The 20,337-nt window shown below is 55.1% G+C and carries 18 protein-coding genes; 14 read left to right on the top strand and 4 right to left on the bottom strand.

Annotated elements, in window-relative coordinates:
• Window positions 1–487 precede the first annotated feature (487 nt).
• The 5 genes from dnaA to yidA all read left to right on the top strand — a co-directional run bounded on the left by dnaA (window position 488) and on the right by yidA (window position 7,611).
• Window positions 488–1,879 carry a chromosomal replication initiator protein DnaA gene (gene dnaA, locus SERS4_RS0100655; RefSeq protein ID WP_012004506.1) on the top strand — a complete coding sequence of 464 codons (1,392 nt, stop codon included), beginning with the start codon at window positions 488–490 and terminating at the stop codon, window positions 1,877–1,879.
• Window positions 1,880–1,883: 4 nt separating this feature from the next.
• Window positions 1,884–2,984 (top strand): DNA polymerase III subunit beta, encoded by a 1,101-nt coding sequence (dnaN, locus tag SERS4_RS0100660; protein ID WP_012004507.1) that lies wholly within the window; start codon window positions 1,884–1,886, stop codon window positions 2,982–2,984.
• A 168-nt stretch (window positions 2,985–3,152) separates the two neighbouring features.
• Entirely contained in the window at window positions 3,153–4,238 is a 1,086-nt protein-coding gene (recF, locus tag SERS4_RS0100665) for a DNA replication/repair protein RecF (RefSeq protein WP_012004508.1), read from the top strand.
• An 18-nt stretch (window positions 4,239–4,256) separates the two neighbouring features.
• Window positions 4,257–6,671: a DNA topoisomerase (ATP-hydrolyzing) subunit B gene (gene gyrB, locus SERS4_RS0100670; RefSeq protein WP_017891144.1), complete on the top strand. Its 2,415-nt coding sequence runs from the start codon at window positions 4,257–4,259 to the stop codon at window positions 6,669–6,671.
• A 124-nt stretch (window positions 6,672–6,795) separates the two neighbouring features.
• A complete protein-coding gene (gene yidA / locus SERS4_RS0100675; protein ID WP_017891145.1) occupies window positions 6,796–7,611 on the top strand; it encodes a sugar-phosphatase in 816 nt (271 codons plus the stop codon).
• A gap of 45 nt (window positions 7,612–7,656) precedes the next feature.
• Here the strand turns inward: yidA and SERS4_RS0100680 are convergent, their stop codons facing one another.
• From SERS4_RS0100680 to SERS4_RS0100690, 3 genes are read right to left on the bottom strand one after another with little or no spacing between them, the layout of a single operon-like run.
• Window positions 7,657–8,598: an ornithine cyclodeaminase family protein gene (locus SERS4_RS0100680; protein ID WP_017891146.1), complete on the bottom strand. Its 942-nt coding sequence runs from the start codon at window positions 8,596–8,598 to the stop codon at window positions 7,657–7,659.
• Entirely contained in the window at window positions 8,585–9,553 is a 969-nt protein-coding gene (locus tag SERS4_RS0100685) for a threonine/serine dehydratase (protein WP_017891147.1), read from the bottom strand. Before SERS4_RS0100685 ends, SERS4_RS0100680 begins: the two co-directional genes overlap by 14 nt.
• Entirely contained in the window at window positions 9,550–10,155 is a 606-nt protein-coding gene (locus SERS4_RS0100690) for a transcriptional regulator (RefSeq protein ID WP_017891148.1), read from the bottom strand. Before SERS4_RS0100690 ends, SERS4_RS0100685 begins: the two co-directional genes overlap by 4 nt.
• 274 nt (window positions 10,156–10,429) lie before the next feature.
• Between SERS4_RS0100690 and SERS4_RS0100695 the strand changes: the two genes are divergently transcribed.
• The 8 genes from SERS4_RS0100695 to SERS4_RS0100730 all read left to right on the top strand — a co-directional run bounded on the left by SERS4_RS0100695 (window position 10,430) and on the right by SERS4_RS0100730 (window position 19,101).
• Window positions 10,430–11,746, top strand: coding sequence for an MFS transporter (locus SERS4_RS0100695; protein ID WP_017891149.1), 1,317 nt, complete (start codon window positions 10,430–10,432; stop codon window positions 11,744–11,746).
• Window positions 11,739–12,686: a 2-hydroxyacid dehydrogenase gene (locus SERS4_RS0100700; protein ID WP_017891150.1), complete on the top strand. Its 948-nt coding sequence runs from the start codon at window positions 11,739–11,741 to the stop codon at window positions 12,684–12,686. The genes SERS4_RS0100695 and SERS4_RS0100700 overlap by 8 nt, the downstream gene beginning before the upstream one ends.
• A gap of 243 nt (window positions 12,687–12,929) precedes the next feature.
• On the top strand, window positions 12,930–13,628 hold the full coding sequence (locus tag SERS4_RS0100705) for a FadR/GntR family transcriptional regulator (protein WP_026142139.1): 699 nt from the start codon (window positions 12,930–12,932) through the stop codon (window positions 13,626–13,628).
• A complete protein-coding gene (locus tag SERS4_RS0100710) occupies window positions 13,625–14,518 on the top strand; it encodes a 2-dehydro-3-deoxygalactonokinase (RefSeq protein WP_017891151.1) in 894 nt (297 codons plus the stop codon). Before SERS4_RS0100705 ends, SERS4_RS0100710 begins: the two co-directional genes overlap by 4 nt.
• Entirely contained in the window at window positions 14,502–15,119 is a 618-nt protein-coding gene (locus SERS4_RS0100715; protein WP_017891152.1) for a 2-dehydro-3-deoxy-6-phosphogalactonate aldolase, read from the top strand. The genes SERS4_RS0100710 and SERS4_RS0100715 overlap by 17 nt, the downstream gene beginning before the upstream one ends.
• On the top strand, window positions 15,116–16,264 hold the full coding sequence (gene dgoD, locus SERS4_RS0100720; RefSeq protein ID WP_012004518.1) for a galactonate dehydratase: 1,149 nt from the start codon (window positions 15,116–15,118) through the stop codon (window positions 16,262–16,264). Before SERS4_RS0100715 ends, dgoD begins: the two co-directional genes overlap by 4 nt.
• Before the next feature lie 217 nt (window positions 16,265–16,481).
• A complete protein-coding gene (locus SERS4_RS0100725) occupies window positions 16,482–17,774 on the top strand; it encodes an MFS transporter (RefSeq protein WP_012004519.1) in 1,293 nt (430 codons plus the stop codon).
• Window positions 17,775–17,820: 46 nt separating this feature from the next.
• Window positions 17,821–19,101 carry a DUF3748 domain-containing protein gene (locus tag SERS4_RS0100730; RefSeq protein ID WP_012004520.1) on the top strand — a complete coding sequence of 427 codons (1,281 nt, stop codon included), beginning with the start codon at window positions 17,821–17,823 and terminating at the stop codon, window positions 19,099–19,101.
• 33 nt (window positions 19,102–19,134) lie between these two features.
• On the opposite strand, the gene SERS4_RS0100735 is transcribed toward SERS4_RS0100730, so the two are convergent.
• Window positions 19,135–19,479, bottom strand: coding sequence for a YceK/YidQ family lipoprotein (locus tag SERS4_RS0100735; protein WP_012004521.1), 345 nt, complete (start codon window positions 19,477–19,479; stop codon window positions 19,135–19,137).
• A 304-nt stretch (window positions 19,480–19,783) separates the two neighbouring features.
• On the opposite strand from SERS4_RS0100735, the gene ibpA reads away from it, so the two are divergent.
• Window positions 19,784–20,197 carry a small heat shock chaperone IbpA gene (gene ibpA, locus SERS4_RS0100740; RefSeq protein WP_017891154.1) on the top strand — a complete coding sequence of 138 codons (414 nt, stop codon included), beginning with the start codon at window positions 19,784–19,786 and terminating at the stop codon, window positions 20,195–20,197.
• Window positions 20,198–20,337 lie beyond the last annotated feature (140 nt).

The following is a 20,337-nucleotide window of genomic DNA, read 5'->3' on the forward strand; positions in this document are numbered from 1 at the left end:
TGGTCACCGCAGAATCCTGTCCGGTTAATGACACACCATTTAGGAACCAGGTACACACGTAGGGCGAAGATTATACGGACTCGGGGGTAAATCGCAAGGATCCCGATGCGATCCTTGGGGGCAAAGCCAAGGATCGGGCGTGGATAACAGGGTATAACCGGTTGACAATGTAAAAAATACCTTTCCGCAGGCGGGTTTTTGCCTGCAATTTAGCGAGGCTGGCGAAAAGATCGCCGCAGGCCGGGGCCTGTGGATAAAATGGATCTAATCTGTGATGAAGAGGAGGATCTCTTGCGCGGATTGCGCTATGATCCGTCATTCCGATCGCGATCTCTCAAGCGGGGATCGTGAGGGACATAAACCGTGAAAGGCGGTTCGCATCCCCCACAGGCAAACAGCCGATGCCGGGTATGTGTCAAAAATCATGAGTTATAAAAAATTAGCCTGATTCTTTTCTTTTATTGATCTTGTTCGAGTGGAGTCCGCCGTGTCACTTTCGCTTTGGCAGCAGTGTCTTGCCCGATTGCAGGATGAGTTACCTGCCACAGAATTTAGTATGTGGATACGCCCATTGCAGGCGGAACTGAGTGACAACACCCTGGCGCTTTATGCGCCCAATCGTTTTGTGCTGGATTGGGTTCGCGATAAATACTTAAACAATATCAATGGTCTGTTGAATGATTTCTGCGGTACGGATGCCCCATTGCTGCGTTTTGAAGTGGGCAGTAAGCCCCTCTCCCAAATCATCAGCCAGACCGTTACTGCCAGCGTCAGTGCACCCAGCGCGCCAATAGTGCGGGTTGCCGCGCCGTCCCGCCCAAGCTGGGACAACGCAGCGCCGCAGCCTGAACTTTCTTACCGCTCCAACGTTAACCCAAAGCATACCTTTGATAACTTTGTTGAGGGTAAATCCAACCAGTTGGCGCGCGCGGCGGCCCGTCAGGTGGCGGATAACCCGGGTGGTGCCTATAACCCGTTGTTCCTTTATGGCGGCACCGGTCTGGGTAAAACTCACCTGTTGCACGCGGTGGGTAACGGCATCATGGCACGCAAGGCCAACGCCAAAGTGGTCTATATGCACTCTGAACGCTTTGTGCAGGACATGGTCAAAGCCTTGCAGAACAATGCCATTGAAGAATTTAAGCGTTATTACCGTTCGGTCGATGCGCTGCTGATCGATGACATCCAATTTTTTGCCAATAAAGAGCGTTCGCAGGAAGAGTTCTTCCATACCTTTAACGCCCTGTTGGAAGGCAATCAGCAGATTATCCTGACCTCGGACCGTTATCCGAAAGAGATTAACGGCGTGGAAGATCGTCTGAAATCCCGCTTCGGTTGGGGGCTGACGGTCGCGATTGAACCGCCGGAGCTGGAAACCCGTGTAGCGATCCTGATGAAAAAGGCCGACGAGAATAATATCCGTCTGCCGGGCGAGGTGGCGTTCTTTATCGCCAAGCGCCTGCGTTCCAACGTGCGTGAGCTCGAAGGGGCGTTGAACCGCGTGATCGCCAACGCAAACTTTACCGGCCGTGCCATTACCATTGATTTCGTGCGTGAAGCGCTGCGCGATCTGCTGGCATTGCAGGAAAAGCTGGTCACCATCGATAATATTCAAAAGACGGTGGCGGAATACTATAAAATTAAAATCGCTGATTTGTTGTCCAAGCGGCGCTCGCGTTCCGTTGCCCGTCCTCGCCAAATGGCGATGGCGCTGGCAAAAGAGCTCACCAACCACAGCCTGCCAGAAATCGGCGATGCGTTTGGTGGCCGCGACCATACCACGGTGTTGCACGCCTGCCGGAAGATTGAGCAGTTGCGTGAGGAAAGTCACGACATCAAAGAAGATTTCTCCAATTTAATCAGAACATTATCTTCCTAGCGCTATGAAATTTATCGTTGAACGTGAGCATCTGCTAAAACCACTGCAACAGGTGAGCAGCCCGCTGGGCGGCCGCCCAACGCTGCCAATTCTGGGTAACCTGCTGTTGCAGGTGACGGAAGGCTGCCTGCTGTTGACCGGCACCGATCTGGAGATGGAGATGGTGGCGCGCGTTGCCCTGTCCCAACCTCATGAAGCGGGCGCGACTACCGTCCCCGCGCGTAAATTATTTGATATCTGCCGTGGCTTGCCCGAAGGGGCCGAGATCACTGTGACGCTGGAAGGCGAGCGTATGCTGGTGCGTTCCGGCCGCAGTCGCTTCTCTCTTTCTACGTTGCCGGCGGTGGATTTCCCGAACCTGGACGACTGGCAGAGCGAAGTTGAATTTTCTCTGCCGCAGGCGACCCTGAAGCGCCTGATCGAAGCCACGCAGTTCTCGATGGCTCATCAGGATGTGCGCTACTACTTAAACGGCATGCTGTTCGAAACCGAAGGTGAAGAACTGCGTACCGTGGCGACCGATGGCCACCGCCTGGCGGTGTGTTCAATGCCGATCGGTCAGCAATTGCCGTCGCATTCGGTGATCGTGCCGCGTAAAGGCGTGATGGAGCTGGTGCGTTTGCTGGACGGTGGCGATACGCTGCTGCAACTGCAGATCGGCAGTAACAACATTCGCGCCCACGTCGGTGACTTTATCTTCACCTCCAAGCTGGTTGATGGCCGTTTCCCTGACTATCGTCGCGTCTTGCCGAAGAACCCGGACAAAACGCTGGAAGCCGGCTGCGATCTGCTCAAGCAGGCGTTTGCTCGTGCGGCCATTTTGTCGAACGAGAAGTTCCGCGGCGTGCGGCTGTATGTCAGCCAAAACCAGCTCAAGATCACCGCCAACAACCCTGAACAGGAAGAGGCGGAAGAGATCCTCGATGTCAGCTACGACGGCACCGAGATGGAAATTGGTTTCAACGTCAGCTACGTGCTGGACGTATTGAACGCGCTCAAGTGTGAAGATGTGCGCCTGCTGCTGACCGACTCGGTTTCCAGCGTGCAGATCGAAGACGGTGCCAGTAAGTCTGCTGCCTACGTCGTCATGCCAATGCGGTTGTAGTTCATACCCGTCGTCTTTCAAGCTGCAGCGTTGTTGGCTGCACTAGCTTACCCCAGTTACTTACTTAAGTAAGCGCCTGGGGATAAGCTAGCTGGCCGCCTAGCCGCAACTTGAAATCCATAGGGTATATAAGGTTGAATAACTTACCGTCATGGGTAAAGAGATTGCATGGCTCTGACGCGTTTACTGATTAAAGATTTCCGTAATATAGAAGCTGCCGATTTGGCGCTGGCGCCGGGATTTAATTTCTTGGTTGGCGCCAATGGCAGCGGAAAAACCAGCGTGCTTGAGGCGGTATATACCCTCGGGCACGGGCGGGCGTTTCGCAGCCTGCAGGCTGGGCGGGTGATCCGCCACGATCAGCCGGAGTTTATTTTGCACGGCCGTATTGACGGTGCAGAGCGTGAAATATCCGTAGGATTAAGCAAGAGCCGTCAGGGGGACAGCAAGGTACGCATCGATGGCAGCGACGGCCACAAAGTGGCTGAACTGGCGCAGTTATTGCCGATGCAACTGATTACCCCCGAAGGTTTTACCCTGCTAAACGGTGGGCCGAAATTCCGGCGTGCCTTCCTGGACTGGGGCTGTTTTCATAACGAACCCGGTTTTTTCACCGCCTGGAGCAACCTGAAACGGTTACTGAAGCAGCGCAATGCCGCGCTGCGCCAGGTCAGTCGCTATGCGCAGATCCGCGCCTGGGATCAGGAACTGATCCCCTTGGCCGAGCGTATCAGCGAGTGGCGGGCAGCATACAGCGACGCGATTGCCGCGGATATTACCGCGACATGCGCGCAGTTTTTGCCCGAATTTGCCCTGAGTTTCTCTTTCCAGCGTGGCTGGGACAAAGAGAGCGACTACGGAGAGCTGCTGGAGCGCCAGTTTGAGCGTGACAGGGCGTTAACCTATACCGCGGTGGGGCCGCATAAGGCGGACTTCCGCATTCGTGCCGACGGCACGCCGGTAGAGGATTTGTTATCGCGCGGTCAGCTGAAACTGCTGATGTGCGCGTTGCGCTTAGCGCAGGGTGAGTTTCTCACCCGGCAGAGCGGGCGGCGTTGCCTGTATCTGATTGATGATTTTGCCTCCGAGCTGGACACCGGCCGTCGCCGGTTGCTGGCCGATCGCCTGAAAGCCACCCAGGCCCAGGTCTTTGTCAGTGCGGTAAGCGCTGAACAAGTGACCGATATGGCCGGTGAAAAGGGCAAGATGTTCCGCGTGGAACAAGGTAAAATAGAGGTTCAACCACAGGACTAAAATGAGCGAGAAACGTTGATGTCGAATTCTTATGACTCCTCAAGTATCAAGGTATTAAAAGGGCTGGACGCGGTGCGTAAGCGCCCGGGCATGTATATCGGCGACACCGATGATGGCACCGGTCTGCACCACATGGTATTCGAGGTTGTGGACAACGCTATCGACGAAGCACTCGCTGGCCACTGTAGTGACATCCAGGTGACCATCCATGCCGATAACTCCGTTTCGGTACAGGATGACGGCCGTGGTATCCCGACCGGTATTCACGAAGAGGAAGGGGTTTCTGCGGCGCAGGTGATCATGACCGTGCTGCATGCCGGCGGCAAATTTGATGACAACTCCTACAAGGTTTCCGGCGGTCTGCACGGCGTGGGTGTTTCTGTTGTTAACGCCTTGTCCGAGAAGCTGGAACTGGTTATCCGTCGCGAAGGCAAGGTGCACGAACAGACCTACGCCATGGGCGAGCCACAGGCGCCGCTGAAAGTGGTCGGTGAAACCGATCAGACCGGCACCACGGTGCGTTTCTGGCCGAGCTATGAAACCTTCACCAATAATGTCGAATTTGAGTACGATATTCTGGCCAAGCGCCTGCGCGAACTCTCATTCCTGAACTCGGGCGTGTCTATCCGCCTGAAAGACAAACGCACCGACAAAGAAGACCACTTCCACTACGAAGGCGGTATCAAGGCGTTTGTTGAGTACCTGAATAAGAACAAAACCCCGATCCATCCAAACGTGTTCTATTTCTCGACCATGAAAGACGACATCGGTGTGGAAGTGGCGCTGCAGTGGAACGACGGTTTCCAGGAAAATATCTACTGCTTCACCAACAACATCCCACAGCGTGATGGGGGTACCCACCTGGTCGGTTTCCGTACCGCGATGACCCGTACCCTGAATAGCTACATGGATAAAGAAGGCTACAGCAAAAAAGCCAAAATCAGCGCCACCGGTGACGATGCGCGTGAAGGCCTGATTGCCGTGGTTTCGGTGAAAGTGCCGGATCCGAAGTTCTCTTCTCAGACCAAAGACAAGCTGGTTTCTTCCGAGGTGAAAACCGCGGTTGAAACGCTGATGAACGAAAAGCTGGTCGATTATCTGATGGAAAACCCGGGCGATGCGAAAATTGTCGTCGGTAAAATCATCGATGCGGCGCGTGCTCGTGAAGCGGCGCGTAAAGCGCGTGAAATGACCCGTCGCAAAGGCGCATTGGATCTGGCCGGCCTGCCGGGCAAACTGGCAGACTGTCAGGAACGCGATCCGGCGTTGTCCGAACTGTACCTGGTGGAAGGGGACTCCGCGGGCGGCTCTGCCAAGCAGGGGCGTAACCGTAAGAACCAGGCAATCTTGCCGTTGAAAGGTAAAATCCTCAACGTTGAAAAAGCACGCTTCGACAAGATGCTGTCTTCGCAGGAAGTGGCGACGCTGATCACTGCACTGGGCTGCGGCATTGGCCGCGATGAGTACAACCCGGACAAGCTGCGTTACCACAGCATCATCATCATGACCGATGCCGACGTCGATGGCTCGCACATCCGTACGCTGCTGTTGACCTTCTTCTACCGTCAGATGCCGGAAATCATTGAGCGCGGCCACGTGTTCATTGCTCAGCCGCCGCTGTACAAGGTGAAAAAAGGCAAGCAGGAACAGTACATCAAAGATGACGAAGCGATGGATCAGTACCAAATCGCTATCGCAATGGACGGCGCAACCCTGCACACCAACGCCAGCGCACCAGCGCTTGCCGGTGAGCCATTGGAAAAACTGGTTGCCGAGCACTACAGCGTGCAGAAGCTGATCGGTCGTATGGAGCGCCGCTACCCGCGTGCACTGCTGAACAACCTGATTTACCAGCCAACTTTGGCAGAGGGCGATCTGAGCGATCAGGCCAAGGTTAAGACCTGGATTGATTCGCTGGTGAAACTGCTGAACGACAAAGAACAGCACGGCAGCAGCTATGACTCGGTGATCTTTGAGAACCGTGAGCGCCAGATGTTTGAGCCGGTACTGCGCATCCGTACCCACGGTGTGGATACCGACTACGCGCTGGACTTCGACTTCATCCACGGCGGCGAATACCGCAAAATCTGTGTGCTGGGTGAGAAACTGCGCGGCCTGATCGAAGAAGATGCCTTCATCGAACGTGGTGAGCGTCGTCAACCCGTTGAAAGCTTCGAGCAGGCATTGGAGTGGCTGGTGAAAGAGTCACGCCGTGGGCTGGCAGTACAACGTTATAAAGGTCTGGGCGAAATGAACCCAGAGCAGCTGTGGGAAACCACCATGGATCCGGAAAGCCGCCGCATGCTGCGCGTGACCGTGAAGGACGCCATTGCTGCTGACCAACTGTTTACCACCCTGATGGGTGATGCAGTTGAGCCTCGTCGTGCCTTTATCGAAGAAAATGCCCTGAAAGCGGCAAACATCGATATCTAACGCATTGATGGCTGTGAAAATCCGCGCCGGGCAACCCGCGCGGATTTTTTTACGCCTTTTTTGGCGCTGACATTACACGCTGAAACGCGTTAGCATGGGGAAAAACCACTGGGAGAAGGCTCGAATGGCTATTGAATTGATTGCGATTGATATGGACGGCACGCTACTCAACCCGCAGCACCAGATTACGCCGGCGGTAAAGCAGGCGATCACCGAGGCGCGCCGCAAAGGGGTGCATGTGGTGCTGGCAACCGGACGGCCCTATGTCGGCGTGCAGGACTATCTGCGACAGTTGGATATTCAGGGGCCCGGTGATTTCTGTATAACCTATAACGGCGCACTGGTTTTACAGGCGGCAGACGGTGCCTGCATCCTGCAGGAAACGCTGGGTTTTGAGGATTATCTCTATTTCGAGCAGATGGCCCGCGAACTGGGCGTCCATTACCAGGCATTTGATTTTGACACTCTGTATACCCCAAACAAGGATATCGGCAAATACACCGTGCATGAGTCGGAGATGACCGGGATTCCGCTGAAGTACCGCAGCGTGGAAGAGATGGATCCTGAGATTCGTTTCCCGAAATTGATGATGGTCGACGAGCCAGAGTTACTCGATAGCGCCATCGCCCGCATCCCGGCCGAAGCTCGGGAACGTTACACCATCCTGAAAAGCGCGCCTTACTTCTTGGAAATTCTGCACCAGAAAGTAGATAAGGGGACCGGGGTGAAAATGCTGGCCGATCATCTCGGTATTGCGCGTGAAAACGTGATGACGCTGGGCGATCAGGCCAATGACACCGCGATGATCGAGTATGCCGGTGTTGGCGTGGCGATGGGTAATGCTATTCCGGAACTGAAAGCGGTAGCGCAGTTTGTTACCAGCACCAATACCGAAGACGGTGTAGCCCGCGCCATCGAGAAGTTTGTGCTGAATGCCTGACAGTGATTCGATTTACAGGGGTGCACTCGCGCCCCTGTAAACATTCTATATCCGTGCCAAAATACCCTTCACAATCTGTACGTCCTGAATCGCCAGCCCGGTCAGATCGGCCAGGGTGATTTGCTGGTCATCGCAGCGCACTTTTATCCCCTGAGCCAATGCCGTACCCAATTCGACGATCGGCGTCGATTTAAGCAAACCCTGCCGGTAAGCAGTGGCGATCTCACCATAATCTGCACATTGTGCCAAAGTATCCACCAACAGCACATCCGCCCTGGCCACCAGATCGGCCGCCAGCTCCTGCTTGCCCTGGGCGTCAGCACCGACGGCGGTGATGTGGGTGCCGGGTTGAATATCCGCCGCTTGCAAAATAGGTTCGCGGCTCGGGGTGGTGGTGACAATCAGCCGACAATGCGCCGCCAGTTCCGCGGCATCCTGGGTGATATTGACCCGGAAGCCTTCGGCTTCGACATCGCGCCGATAGGCTTGCAAGGTCTCTTCGTTACGGCCCCAAACCCAAACCTCACGGCAGGCGGTCAGGGATTTTAGTTGTTGTAACTGCAGTCGGGCCTGCATGCCGCAGCCGACAATGCCAATCGCCGGGATCGATGCCGGAGCACAGAGTTCAGCGACAATACGCCCGGCCAGCGCGGTACGTAACGCAGTTAACCAACCCTCATCCAGTAACAATGCCTGGGGTTCGCCGGTTTGCGCCGAGAACGCCATCATCAGCCCCTGATTACTGGCCAACCCCTGCGCCGGATTACGGTAAAAGCCAGAGGAAACCTTGACGACAAACTGCTCGTCTCCTTCCAGCCAGGCCGATTTAATACAGCAGTCACCCGCTGCCTGTTCAAACAGGAAATGCTGCACCGGCGGCTGTTGTACCTGCCGTTGGGAATAGGCAATAAATCCTTTTTTGAGCAACAATGTGACGGCATCTACATCGAACGCTTCAATGATCTGCCGTTTATTAAGGATTTTCATCGGTGATTGCCTTAAGGTATTTCTCCAGCACAATGTTTTTCCCGCACAGTACCACCGCCACTTTTTTGCCCTGGAATTCCGGTGCCAGTTTGATGGCAGCGGCCAAGGCCACTCCGGCGGCACCTTCAATAATCCAGCGATCGCTGGCGGCAATCTGGCGCATGGCCTGTTTGATTTCCGCTTCACTGACCAAGACTTTGCGGTCAATCACCTGCTGACACAGCGGGAAGGTGATCGCACCCGGCTCAACGCCGCCGGCGGTGCCATCGGACAGCGTATCCAGCTCTTCGACTGGATAAATATGACCGGCCTGCAGAGCACTGTACATGCTGGTGGAGTTTTCTGGCCAGCAGGCAATAATCTGCGTTTTCGGCGATAATTGCTGCAAAACGGTACCAATTCCTGAAATATAACCACCACCACCCACGGCGATAAATACTGCATCCAAATCCTCTTGCTGCTCGACCAACTCCATGCCGCAGGTGCCCTGACCGGCGATCACCTGCTCGTCGTTATAGGGAGAGACATACACCTTTCCCTGTTCCTGCGCCGCTTTTTCCCCCGCCTGTTCCGCTTTCAGGGCATCTCCCGGTACCGTCACCACTTCGCTGCCCAACGCGCGGATGGTCTCAAGTTTGATTGCAGCCGCGCTCTCCGGCGTATACACCGTCACGCTGACGCCCGTCAGTTTGCCTGCCAGCGCCATCGCCTGGCCGTGATTACCGCTGGAAGCCGCGATCACCCCGCGTTGACGTTGCTCGTCACTTAACAACCGCAGTTTGTTGCTGGCGCCGCGAAACTTAAAAGAGCCGGTAGGTTGCAGGTGATCGCATTTCAGATACAGCTCGCAGCCCAACTGCTGTGACAGCAGTACGCTGCGTTCCAGCGGGGTCACGCGAACCTGCGGGCGCAATTGCTGATGGGCGGAAACAATCGCGTCAAATAGCTGACTCATACAGACTCCTTGATATTTTTCAGATAGTTGTAAACGGTAGCGCGGCCGATACCGAGGATCTTGGCGACGTAGCCGGCGGCGTTTTTTCCTTTGAAAGCCCCCTGGTGATAGAGCGCCTCCACCATTGCCCGCTTGCCTGCACCGTTAAGGGTGCTGAGCGTTTGTTGGCGTTGTTGCAACCATTGGTGAATGAAGGTGTTGATGCGTTCCTGCCAGTCGTCCTGAAACAGCACGTCCGGTTGTGGTTGCAGGGCATTGCCGCCAAGGAAGAGTTCCAGCGCGGCTTTGGCGCTTTCCAGCACGGTAATATCAAGATTGATGCACAACAGGCCAATGGGGGCAGCGTTATCGTCGCGCAATACCGCACTGATAGAACGCAGTTGGCTGCCATCCCAATTGCGCTTCAGATAGGGGCCGATCACCTGCAAGCCTTGGTCGCCCTGCAGCTCGCTCAGGTTGGAGTCTTCGCCCAGCTCACGCTGCGAGCGATTATTACTGATGTAAACCAGCTTTTGGCTGGCGAGATCATGAAGTGCCACCTCGGCGTAAGGGGCAAACAACAGCGTTATGGCATCGGCAATGGCGTGGTAGCGACTCAGCATAGTGATCTTTTCGTTAGATTTAAAAATCCAATTTAGAATTAATTTTCCAACATGTAAATCACTATGTTCTTCTGGCCGGTGTCTTTTTGTGATCCATCTTGTATTACAAGATGCGATTTCGTGTCTACAATGTGCGTTAGCCTATTAAACAACCAACCGATTTTTATATTCAACAACGAGTTTTTTCTGATGATGAGATGAAAACACCACTGGATGCGTGATTTGTCAGGAACAGATCGTGCAGAAATTAATGAATTGCTCTGGGGGAAGAATTATGGATTCCAGTACTTATTCCACGACAATCAAAAAGATGAACCGGCGTATTATTCCATTCATCATGTTGCTTTATCTTATTGCTTATATCGACAGATCAAATATTTCCATTGCAGCTTTACAGATGAATGCCGATTTGGCGCTTAGCGCCGAGATGTATGGTATTGCCGCAGGGATTTTCTATATCTCCTACATTATTTTTGAAATCCCCAGCAATATATTATTGAGCCGTCTCGGTGCCAAGATATGGATTGCGCGCATCATGGTTACCTGGGGTGTCATTGCCGCCGGTATGAGTTTGGTGCAAACGCCGATGCAGCTTTATGTGATGCGTTTTTTACTCGGCGTGGCAGAGGCCGGGTTCACCCCTGGCATTATTTATTATCTTTCCTGCTGGTATCCGCGCAGCGACCGTGCGCGTGCCATGTCGATGTTTTACATCGGTGCGGCATTGGCTTCGGTTATTGGCCTGCCGCTGTCCGGCAGCATCCTGAATATGCATGGTTTATTTGACATAGCAGGGTGGCGCTGGCTGTTCCTGCTGGAAGGTATCCCGGCGGTGTTGCTGGGCATCGTGACCTATTTTTATCTCGATGATGCGCCGCAACAGGCAAAATGGTTGGCGCCGCCGCAACGTCAGTGGCTGGTCAATAAAATGGCCGGTGAAATGGCGGATGCCGCCGTCGGACAATCACATCGCTGGAGCCAGGCGTTGACCAACCGGCGGGTTTGGGCGCTGAGCTTTATGTGGCTGTTGCAGGCGTTCGGCACCATAGGTATCACGCTATTTTTGCCTTTAATCGTCAAGGGCGTAGTCACGGAGCAAAGCTCCTTTGTTGTCAGTGTCCTTTCCGCCATTCCATTTTTCTTTGCCTGCATTTTCATGTACTTCAACGGCAGGCACTCCGACCTGACCGGTGAGCGATCCCTGCATTTGGGCGGGCCGCTTATAGCCGCGGGTCTGCTGCTGCTGGCGGCGATTTATTGTCAAAATCTGGTGTTGGCCTACGGCATGCTGGTGCTTACCGTCGCGTTGAACTGGGCGATCACTCCTATTTTTTGGGCGGTAACCACTGAATCTATCGCCGGCGTGGCCGGTGCGGCCTCAATAGCCTTGATTAATGCGGTAGCGAATATTGCCGGCCTGGTCTTTCCACCGGTCATGGGGCGAATTAAAGATATTACCGGCAGCTATGATATCGCGCTGATGGCCATCGCTGCTGCGTTGGTGGCTGGCGGCATTATCGGCCTGCGGCTTGGCAGGCCGCTATCAGCGGCCACAGGCGAGGTTACACTGCGGGAGAACAACCATGGCTGAGACCATTTTGCAGGCCTCAACTTTGCCGCAAAGGTTGGTGGTGCAACTGCGTCAACATTTCCCATTGGTGGATCAGCGCGAATTGGCCCCTTTGGCGCTGGCGGCCCGAGCCGGTGAATTTACCGTCCTGCTGGTTGATGGCGAAACGGCGGTCAGTGCGGCACAAATTGCTACTTTGCCGCAGTTAAAACTGATTGCCGTATTTGGCGTGGGTTATGAGCGGGTGGATGTGTTGGCTGCACGGGCACAGGGTGTTCGGGTAACACATACGCCCGGGGTGTTGACCGATGACGTCGCCGATCTGGCGATCGGGCTGCTGCTGGCTACGGCCCGACAGATTGGCGGCGCCCAACGTTTTATCGAGCGCGGTGACTGGCTGCAAGGCAGTTATCCATGGACGCGCAAGGTTAGCGGCGCACGCCTGGGCATTCTTGGGTTGGGAAGGATCGGGCGGGCGATAGCTCAGCGTGCAGCGGCCTTCAATATGGCCGTCAGCTATCATTCCCGCCAACAATATGACGATTTTACCGGGCGTTTTTTTGCGACACCCTTGGCACTGGCTGACCACTGCGACTTTCTGGTGGTTTGCACCAACGGTGGGGTGGCGACGCGGGCGCTGGTGGATGCAAAGGTGTTAGCGGCATTGGGCGCTAACGGCATCTTAATCAACATTGCGCGGGGTTCGGTGGTGGATGAAGCTGCATTAGTAAAGGCGATTGACCAAGGGGTAATTGCCGGTGCCGGTCTGGATGTTTTTGACAGTGAGCCGCAGGTGCCCGCCTCATTGATGGGGCGGGACAATGTGGTACTAACGCCGCATATGGCCAGCGCGACTCACAGCACGCGGCGGATGATGGCCGATCTGGTGTTCGACAACATAGCCGCTTATTTTTCCGGTCGGGCTTTGCCAACGCCGGTAGCGGAAAGCCCCAACCCGTAGTGGCATTGCCTCTGTTTCCAGCCTGTTTATCGCCCAACAACGGTGGTCTGTTTTGGTACGTCACGCAAACTTGTTGTCTGTTTTGTGATCTTGATTGTAGTACAACAAAACATATAGGTACTACAATAAGGCGGTGGTTGTTTAGGGAAGTTATCAAGATTGTGCTGCAACCGCAGGACGCCAATGGGAGACGCGGGTAAAGTAAATCCGTTATCACAGCATGGCGAACGCCACGGAGAAATCATGAACAAGCAGCAGATCGGTAAAACCGACCGCATCATTATCGAGATGGGCCAGCAGATCGTCGGCGGTAAGTATATTCCGGGGGCGGCATTACCCGCAGAAACGGAACTGTGCGAAGAGTTTGAAACTTCGCGCAATATCATCCGCGAAGTCTTGCGTGCGCTGATGTCCAAGCGGTTGGTGGAGGTGAAGCGCTATCGTGGCGCATTCGTGACGCTACGCAGCCAGTGGAATTATCTGGATACCGACGTCCTGAATTGGGTGCTGGCGCAGGATTATGATCCACGGCTGATCGCCTCGATGAGTGAGGTTCGTAACCTGGTGGAGCCAACGATTGCTCGCTGGGCGGCGGAGCGAGCTACCTCCAGCGAACTTGCGGTGATCGAAGCGGCGCTGAACGACATGAAAATCCATCACCAGGATCGTGAACGTTTTAATGAGGCCGACATCCGCTATCACGAAGCGGTGCTGGCGGCGGTACACAACCCGGTTTTGCAACAGCTTAGCGTGGCGATTAGCTCGCTGCAGCGCGCGGTGTTCGAGCGCACTTATATGTCGGATGAGAACAATATGCCGCGTACCTTGCGCGAGCATCAGGAATTGTATGATGCGATCCGTCATCAGGATCCGGATGCCGCAGAGCAGGCGGCACTGGCGATGATCGCCAGCTCAACCAAACGCCTAAAGGACATAACATGAGTGACAGCTTTATCGCGATTGACTGGGGTTCCACCAACCTGCGCGCCTGGCGTTACGAACAGGGCGTCTGTGTCGATAGCCTGCAGTCGCAGGCCGGTGTTACCCGCCTTGATGGCCGCACGCCGCAGCAGGTTTTCAGCGAGCTGATGGCGCGGTGGGCTGAGCCGCTGCCGGTGGTGATGGCTGGGATGGTCGGCAGCAATGCCGGTTGGCTGCAGGTGCCTTATCTGCATTGCCCAACCCGCCTGACCGAAGTTGCCCAACAGTTAACGGCGATAGAGCAGGCTTTACCTTACCGGGCCTGGATTATTCCGGGCATCTGTATCGAACGTGAAGATAACTACAACGTCATGCGTGGTGAAGAAACCCAGTTGATTGGCGCCTATGCCGAACAGCCGGCGGCGGTTTATATCATGCCCGGTACCCACAGCAAATGGGTGCGCATGGAGGGTGACAGCTTGGCGGATTTTCGCACGGTGATGACAGGCGAATTGCATCATTTGCTGCTCAGCCATTCGTTGATCGGCGTGGGGCTAAGTGAACAACGGCCCAATCCGCAGGCGTTTATCAACGGATTGGAAGTTGGCATGAATGAAAGCCACATCGTGCGACGTTTATTTGAAACCCGCGCCGCTCACGTGCTTGGCAAACTGGAAAAAAGCGCCGTCAGTGACTGGCTTTCCGGCTTGTTGATCGGCAACGAGGTGGCGCAGATGCAGCGTGAATACCCGCTGCCGCCGGATGCCGCATTAACGGTGATCGGCAACCCGCAGCTTGGCGAGCGTTATGCCCAGGCACTGACTATGGCCGGGATACGCCACCAGATCCTGGATGGCGATCGGGCTTTCCAATCGGGAATAAGGAGCATTGTGCATGAGCTGGAATACTGAACTGCCGATGATCGCCATCCTGCGCGGCATTACGCCGCAGGAGGTGGCTGATCACGTACAAACCTTGCTTGAGGCGGGGTTCGATGCGATTGAAATACCGATGAACTCGCCGGACTGGCAGCAAAGCATCGGTGATACGGTGAAGAAATTCAGCGATCGCGCCCTGATCGGTGCCGGCACCGTGCTGCAACCTGCGCAGGTGGAAGAGTTGGCCGCGCTGGGTGGTCAACTGGTGGTGACTCCCAATACCCAACCGGCGGTGATCCGCAGGGCCGTGGCGCTGGGTATGACGGTTTGCGCCGGTTGCGCCACCGCGTCAGAAGCATTCAACGCACTGGAGGCCGGGGCTCAGGCATTGAAGATTTTCCCCTCGGTCTCCTTTGGCCCGGACTATATCAAGGCGCTGAAAGCGGTGCTGCCGCCTCAGATCCCTGTTTTTGCCGTCGGCGGCATCACGCCGGAAAATTTGCATCTGTATCTGGCCGCAGGCTGCGTGGGTGCCGGGTTGGGGGGCGATCTCTATCGTGCCGGCCAATCGGTGGAACGCACCGCTCAGCAGGCTGCCGCTTTCGTTCGGGCCTATAAGGAAGCCACTCAATGAAAATAACCAAAATGACCACCTATCGGCTACCGCCGCGCTGGATGTTCCTGAAGATTGAAACCGATGAAGGCATCGTCGGTTGGGGTGAACCGGTGATTGAAGGGCGCGCACGCAGCGTGGAGGCGGCGGTGCACGAGCTGTCGGAATATGTGGTCGGCCAGGATCCGGCGCGGATTAACGATATCTGGCAGACCCTCTACCGCGGTGGTTTCTATCGCGGCGGCCCGATCCTGATGAGTGCGATCGCCGGTATTGATCAGGCACTGTGGGATATCAAAGGCAAGGCGCTGGGCGTACCTGTCTATCAGCTGTTGGGCGGTTTGGTGCGTGACAAAATCAAGGCGTATAGCTGGGTGGGCGGCGATCGTCCTTCTGACGTGATTGCCGGTATCAACAAGCTGACGGAAATCGGCTTCGACACCTTTAAGCTAAATGGTTGTGAAGAGATGGGCATTATCGACAGCGCGCGTAAGGTGGATGCTGCGGTGGCGGTGGTGGCGCAGATCCGCGAAGCCTTTGGCAATCGTATCGAGTTCGGTCTGGATTTCCATGGTCGTGTCGATGCGCCGATGGCAAAAATCCTGATCAAAGAGCTGGAGCCGTACCGTCCGCTGTTTATTGAAGAGCCGGTGCTGGCGGAACAGGCAGAGTACTATCCGCGCCTGGCGGCGCAGACGCATATCCCGATTGCCGCCGGTGAACGTATGTATTCACGTTTTGATTTCAAACGGGTGCTGGCAGATGGCGGCCTGGCGATTATTCAGCCTGACCTGTCTCACGCCGGTGGCATCACCGAATGCTTCAAGATTGCCGCCATGGCGGAGACCTATGATGTAGCGCTGGCTCCGCATTGCCCACTGGGGCCGATTGCGCTGGCTGCCTGTCTGCATGTGGACTTTGTGGCGCGTAACGCGGTGTTCCAGGAGCAGAGTATGGGTATTCACTACAATCAGGGGGCCGAACTGCTGGACTACGTAGTGAATAAAGACGATTTCAAAATGACCGACGGCCACTTCTACCCACTGACTAAACCGGGCCTCGGGGTGGAAATTAACGAAGAGCTGGTGATCGAGCGCAGTAAACAAGCGACGGACTGGCGTAATCCCGTGTGGCGTTATCCGGACGGTGCGGTTGCCGAATGGTAATTAGCCGTCATCTTTCAAACCGCAGCGTTATTACCTGCACGCACTGACCCAGTCATGGATTGACGATTTACAGGGAAATAACCGATAGCGTTAAGGCTAAATAAAATAGCCCTAAATTAAAAACACCATCAATTGAATTAAATAATTCTGTTAACCCGGAAGGGGATCCCCTACTTCTCTTCCGTCTTAAAATCCGAAAAATAACGGAATAAAAATAATGGAAATAACCTTAACCTCAGCACCAAAAAGTAAACGCCGCTATTTAACGTTATTCATGATATTTGTCACCGTGGTGATCTGCTATGTCGACCGCGCCAATCTGGCGGTGGCTTCGGCGCATATTCAGCAGGAGTTTGGCATCAGCAAGGCGCAGATGGGCTATATTTTCTCTGCTTTTGCCTGGACCTATACCCTGTGCCAGATCCCTGGCGGCTGGTTTCTGGATCGCGTCGGCTCAAAACTGACCTATTTTATTGCCATTATGGGCTGGTCGATCGCCACGTTGCTGCAGGGGTTTGCCAGTGGCCTGGTATCACTGATTGGCCTGCGTGCGGTAACCGGGTTGTTTGAAGCGCCGGCATTTCCCACCAATAATCGCATCGTCACCAGTTGGTTCCCCGAGCAGGAGCGGGCTTCGGCGGTGGGGTTCTATACTTCCGGTCAGTTTGTCGGGCTGGCGTTTTTGACGCCGCTGTTGATCTGGGTACAAGAGATCCTTAGCTGGCACTGGGTGTTCATCATCACTGGCGGTGTCGGCATCGTCTGGGCGTTGGTGTGGCAGCGTGTTTATCAGTCACCGCGCAACAGCAAAGGGGTGAACGACGCCGAGCTGAAATATATTCAGGACGGTGGCGGCATGGTGGATGGCGACGTCGCGTCGGAAAAGAAAAACCGCGTAGCGCTCACCGCTGCCGACTGGAAACTGGTGTTTCACCGCAAGCTGGTGGGGGTGTATCTCGGCCAGTTCGCTATTACCTCAACGCTGTGGTTCTTCCTTACCTGGTTCCCGAATTATCTGACGCAGGAAAAGCACATTGCCGCACTGACCGCCGGTTTTATGACCACGGTGCCCTTCCTGGCGGCGTTCTGCGGCGTGTTGTTATCCGGTTTTGTTGCCGATCGCTTGCTACGCAGCGGCCGTTCCATCGGTTTTGCGCGTAAAACACCGATTATCTGTGGGTTGCTGCTCTCTACCTGCATCATGGGGGCCAATTACACCAACGATCCGCTGTGGATTATGGTGCTGATGGCGCTGGCGTTCTTTGGCAACGGTTTCGCCTCCATTACCTGGTCGCTGGTGTCATCGCTGGCACCGACCCGGTTGATTGGCTTGACCGGTGGGGTGTTTAACTTTGTCGGCGGGCTGGGGGGGATCACAGTACCCTTGGTGGTCGGTTATCTGGCGCAGGATTATGGTTTTGCTCCCTCACTGATTTATATCGCCGTGGTGGCACTACTCGGCGCGTTGTCGTATCTGTTGTTGGTGGGTGATGTGAAACGCGTTGGCTGATCCGGTAAGATGGCGGCTCAGTGCCAGCATGCGCAGGGGAGCCGCCATGAGCCATCGGGAAAAACAGCTGACTTTTGATCCACGTGGGCATCAGCTAACCAATATTAACGTCTGGACGCCGGACAGCCAGTGGCTGGCTTACGACGTACGCCCGAGCGGCGCCTCTTTCACCGGCCTGAGTATTGAACGGGTGAACGTCGACAGCGGCGTGGTGGAAGTGGTGTACCGTGCCCAGCACGGTGCTCATGTGGGCGTGGTGACCGTCAGCCCGGACGCACCGGCCCGATATGCTTTTATCCACGGCCCGGAGCACCCAGATAGCGTTTGGCATTATGATTTTCACCATCGTCGTGGGGTGATTGTCAGCGAACCGGATCGCGAACTGGCCATTACCCTCGATGCGATGGACATCACCGCGCCCTATACTCCCGGCGCACTGCGCGGCGGCACTCACGTGCACGTTTTTAGTCCGGACGGCAGTCGCCTGAGCTTTACCTATAATGACCATGTGATGCATGAGCTGGACCCGGCGCTGGATCTGCGCAACGTGGGCGTAGCCGTGCCATTACAGGGCGTGAACCCTCCCAAGCAGCATCCGCGTGAATATGACGGCAGCCATTACTGCGTATTGGTCAGCGAGACCACGCCACAACCGCAGCCGGGCAGTGACCAAATTAATCGGGCCTATGAAGAGGGCTGGGTTGGCCAAGGCGGTTATACCCGGCCTGATGGGCGGCAACAGCGCTGGGCGCTGGCGTTTATCGGCGATACGATTTCCAGCAGCGGTGAAAAGCTGCCTGAGGTGTTTATCGTTGATCTGCCGCAGGATGATGCCGATTACGCCAAAGCCGGTGCCCGGCCGTTGCAAGGTACCCCGACCCAAATACCTGCCCCCCCGCTGGGGGTACGCCAACGTCGGCTGACCTTTACTGGCCAGCGACGTTTCCCTGGTGTGGCGACCACTCCCCGCCACTGGCTGCGCAGTTCACCCGACGGCAGTATGATTGCCTGCCTGATGAAGGATGACGCGGGCGTGGTACAGCTGTGGGTGGTCTCACCCAACGGCGGTGACCCGCGTCAGGTCACGCAGGGTGAACAGGGGATTCAATCGGCGTTCAGTTGGCATCCGCAGGGCGGTCGTATCGCGCTGGTGTGTGATAACAGCCTGATGTTATGTGAGGTAGCCAGCGGGCGGATGCAGCGTTTGACGCAGCGTACTGCGCTACCGCCATCGGGTGATGCGGTGGTGTTCTCTCCGGACGGCAGTAAAGTGGCGTTTATGCGTGAGATCGACGGGTTCAGCCAGATTTTTGTGGCCGAGGTATGAGCAACGGCGGGCGAACAGCCCGCATCAGGTTTTTTACTGTGGGGTGGCAGCCGCCGCATGGGCTGGATCGCCGCTGGCAGCCAGATTCTGCTCTTCGCCACGCAAGATGCGCGCTCTCGGCGAGTCGGCGGTACCGTCACTGCCGGAGCGCATATAGTCGTAAGGCAGTAACACCGTGTCCATCACCGCCGAGAATGGCAGATCCAGCGCCACCAGTGGCATCATTGCCCAACTGGTATTGTCGTCCCTCAGCACGTTCATGCTGGCACGGGTACCCGGATAGTAGCCCTGATTCGGGCCGGTGTGACTCATTACGCTGGAGCAGCCGTTGGTCGCTAACAGCATGCAACTGGTTGCTATGACTCTTATCGTTTTCATTATTCCATCCTGCAGGGTGCTGTTCCCCAAAATCTGCTGATCTATAACATCTTGTGGATGTTTTAAAAGGAGCAAGAGCCCGCTCTGTGGCGGCCGTCTCAGTTTATTGTAAGGGATAAAAAAACTTTCGCTGCACTGATTATCATTTTTTTGATCATCGCCGGTTGAAATGGTGAAAGTCACCCCCATTTTCTTATCAGAAGCAAATTAAGAATTCGCCGTAAGGGAATTCTGATTATTTAGCCTGTCCATGATGGAAGGCTTAATTATTAAACCTCGCTGAAGTGCCTTAGGAGGCTGTTTTATGCGTAATTTCGATCTTTCTCCACTCTACCGTTCTGCAATTGGCTTTGACCGTTTGTTTAATGCGTTGGAGGCAGGCCAGAGTCAGGGTAATGGCGGCTATCCCCCTTATAACGTTGAGCTGGTGGATGAAAATCATTACCGCATCGCGATCGCGGTGGCAGGATTCGCCGAGCAAGAGCTCGAGATTACCACCCAGGATAACCTGTTGATTGTACGTGGCGCTCATAATAATGAGCCGTCGGAAAGAACCTACTTATATCAAGGCATTGCCGAACGTAACTTTGAACGTAAATTCCAGTTGGCCGAGCATATCCAAATTAAAGGCGCCAAACTGGAAAACGGCCTGTTGTATATCGATATGGAACGCATCGTGCCGGAAACATTAAAACCGCGCCGGATAGAAATTAAGTAATTCTTATTTCATCGGCGGAATGAACCGCCGGTGCAATGAATGTTAGTTAACTGCCTGCCGTCAGGGGGCATGCCTTAATTTACCCTATGAATTTTAAGTTACGGCTAGGCGACCAGCTCATTCATCCCACGGAGCTTACT

The organism is Serratia sp. S4 (assembly GCF_000347995.1).
Lineage (GTDB): Bacteria > Pseudomonadota > Gammaproteobacteria > Enterobacterales > Enterobacteriaceae > Serratia > Serratia quinivorans.

Bases quoted from the DNA above. Each gene is read 5' to 3' on its own strand.
- dnaN (WP_012004507.1), top strand. From the start codon at position 1,884: ATGAAATTTATCGTTGAACGTGAGCATCTGCTAAAACCACTGCAACAG.
- recF (WP_012004508.1), top strand. From the start codon at position 3,153: ATGGCTCTGACGCGTTTACTGATTAAAGATTTCCGTAATATAGAAGCT.
- gyrB (WP_017891144.1), top strand. From the start codon at position 4,257: ATGTCGAATTCTTATGACTCCTCAAGTATCAAGGTATTAAAAGGGCTG.
- yidA (WP_017891145.1), top strand. From the start codon at position 6,796: ATGGCTATTGAATTGATTGCGATTGATATGGACGGCACGCTACTCAAC.
- SERS4_RS0100680 (WP_017891146.1), bottom strand. From the start codon at position 8,598: ATGAAAATCCTTAATAAACGGCAGATCATTGAAGCGTTCGATGTAGAT.
- SERS4_RS0100685 (WP_017891147.1), bottom strand. From the start codon at position 9,553: ATGAGTCAGCTATTTGACGCGATTGTTTCCGCCCATCAGCAATTGCGC.
- SERS4_RS0100690 (WP_017891148.1), bottom strand. From the start codon at position 10,155: ATGCTGAGTCGCTACCACGCCATTGCCGATGCCATAACGCTGTTGTTT.
- SERS4_RS0100695 (WP_017891149.1), top strand. From the start codon at position 10,430: ATGGATTCCAGTACTTATTCCACGACAATCAAAAAGATGAACCGGCGT.
- SERS4_RS0100700 (WP_017891150.1), top strand. From the start codon at position 11,739: ATGGCTGAGACCATTTTGCAGGCCTCAACTTTGCCGCAAAGGTTGGTG.
- SERS4_RS0100705 (WP_026142139.1), top strand. From the start codon at position 12,930: ATGAACAAGCAGCAGATCGGTAAAACCGACCGCATCATTATCGAGATG.
- SERS4_RS0100710 (WP_017891151.1), top strand. From the start codon at position 13,625: ATGAGTGACAGCTTTATCGCGATTGACTGGGGTTCCACCAACCTGCGC.
- SERS4_RS0100715 (WP_017891152.1), top strand. From the start codon at position 14,502: ATGAGCTGGAATACTGAACTGCCGATGATCGCCATCCTGCGCGGCATT.
- dgoD (WP_012004518.1), top strand. From the start codon at position 15,116: ATGAAAATAACCAAAATGACCACCTATCGGCTACCGCCGCGCTGGATG.
- SERS4_RS0100725 (WP_012004519.1), top strand. From the start codon at position 16,482: ATGGAAATAACCTTAACCTCAGCACCAAAAAGTAAACGCCGCTATTTA.
- SERS4_RS0100730 (WP_012004520.1), top strand. From the start codon at position 17,821: ATGAGCCATCGGGAAAAACAGCTGACTTTTGATCCACGTGGGCATCAG.
- SERS4_RS0100735 (WP_012004521.1), bottom strand. From the start codon at position 19,479: ATGAAAACGATAAGAGTCATAGCAACCAGTTGCATGCTGTTAGCGACC.
- ibpA (WP_017891154.1), top strand. From the start codon at position 19,784: ATGCGTAATTTCGATCTTTCTCCACTCTACCGTTCTGCAATTGGCTTT.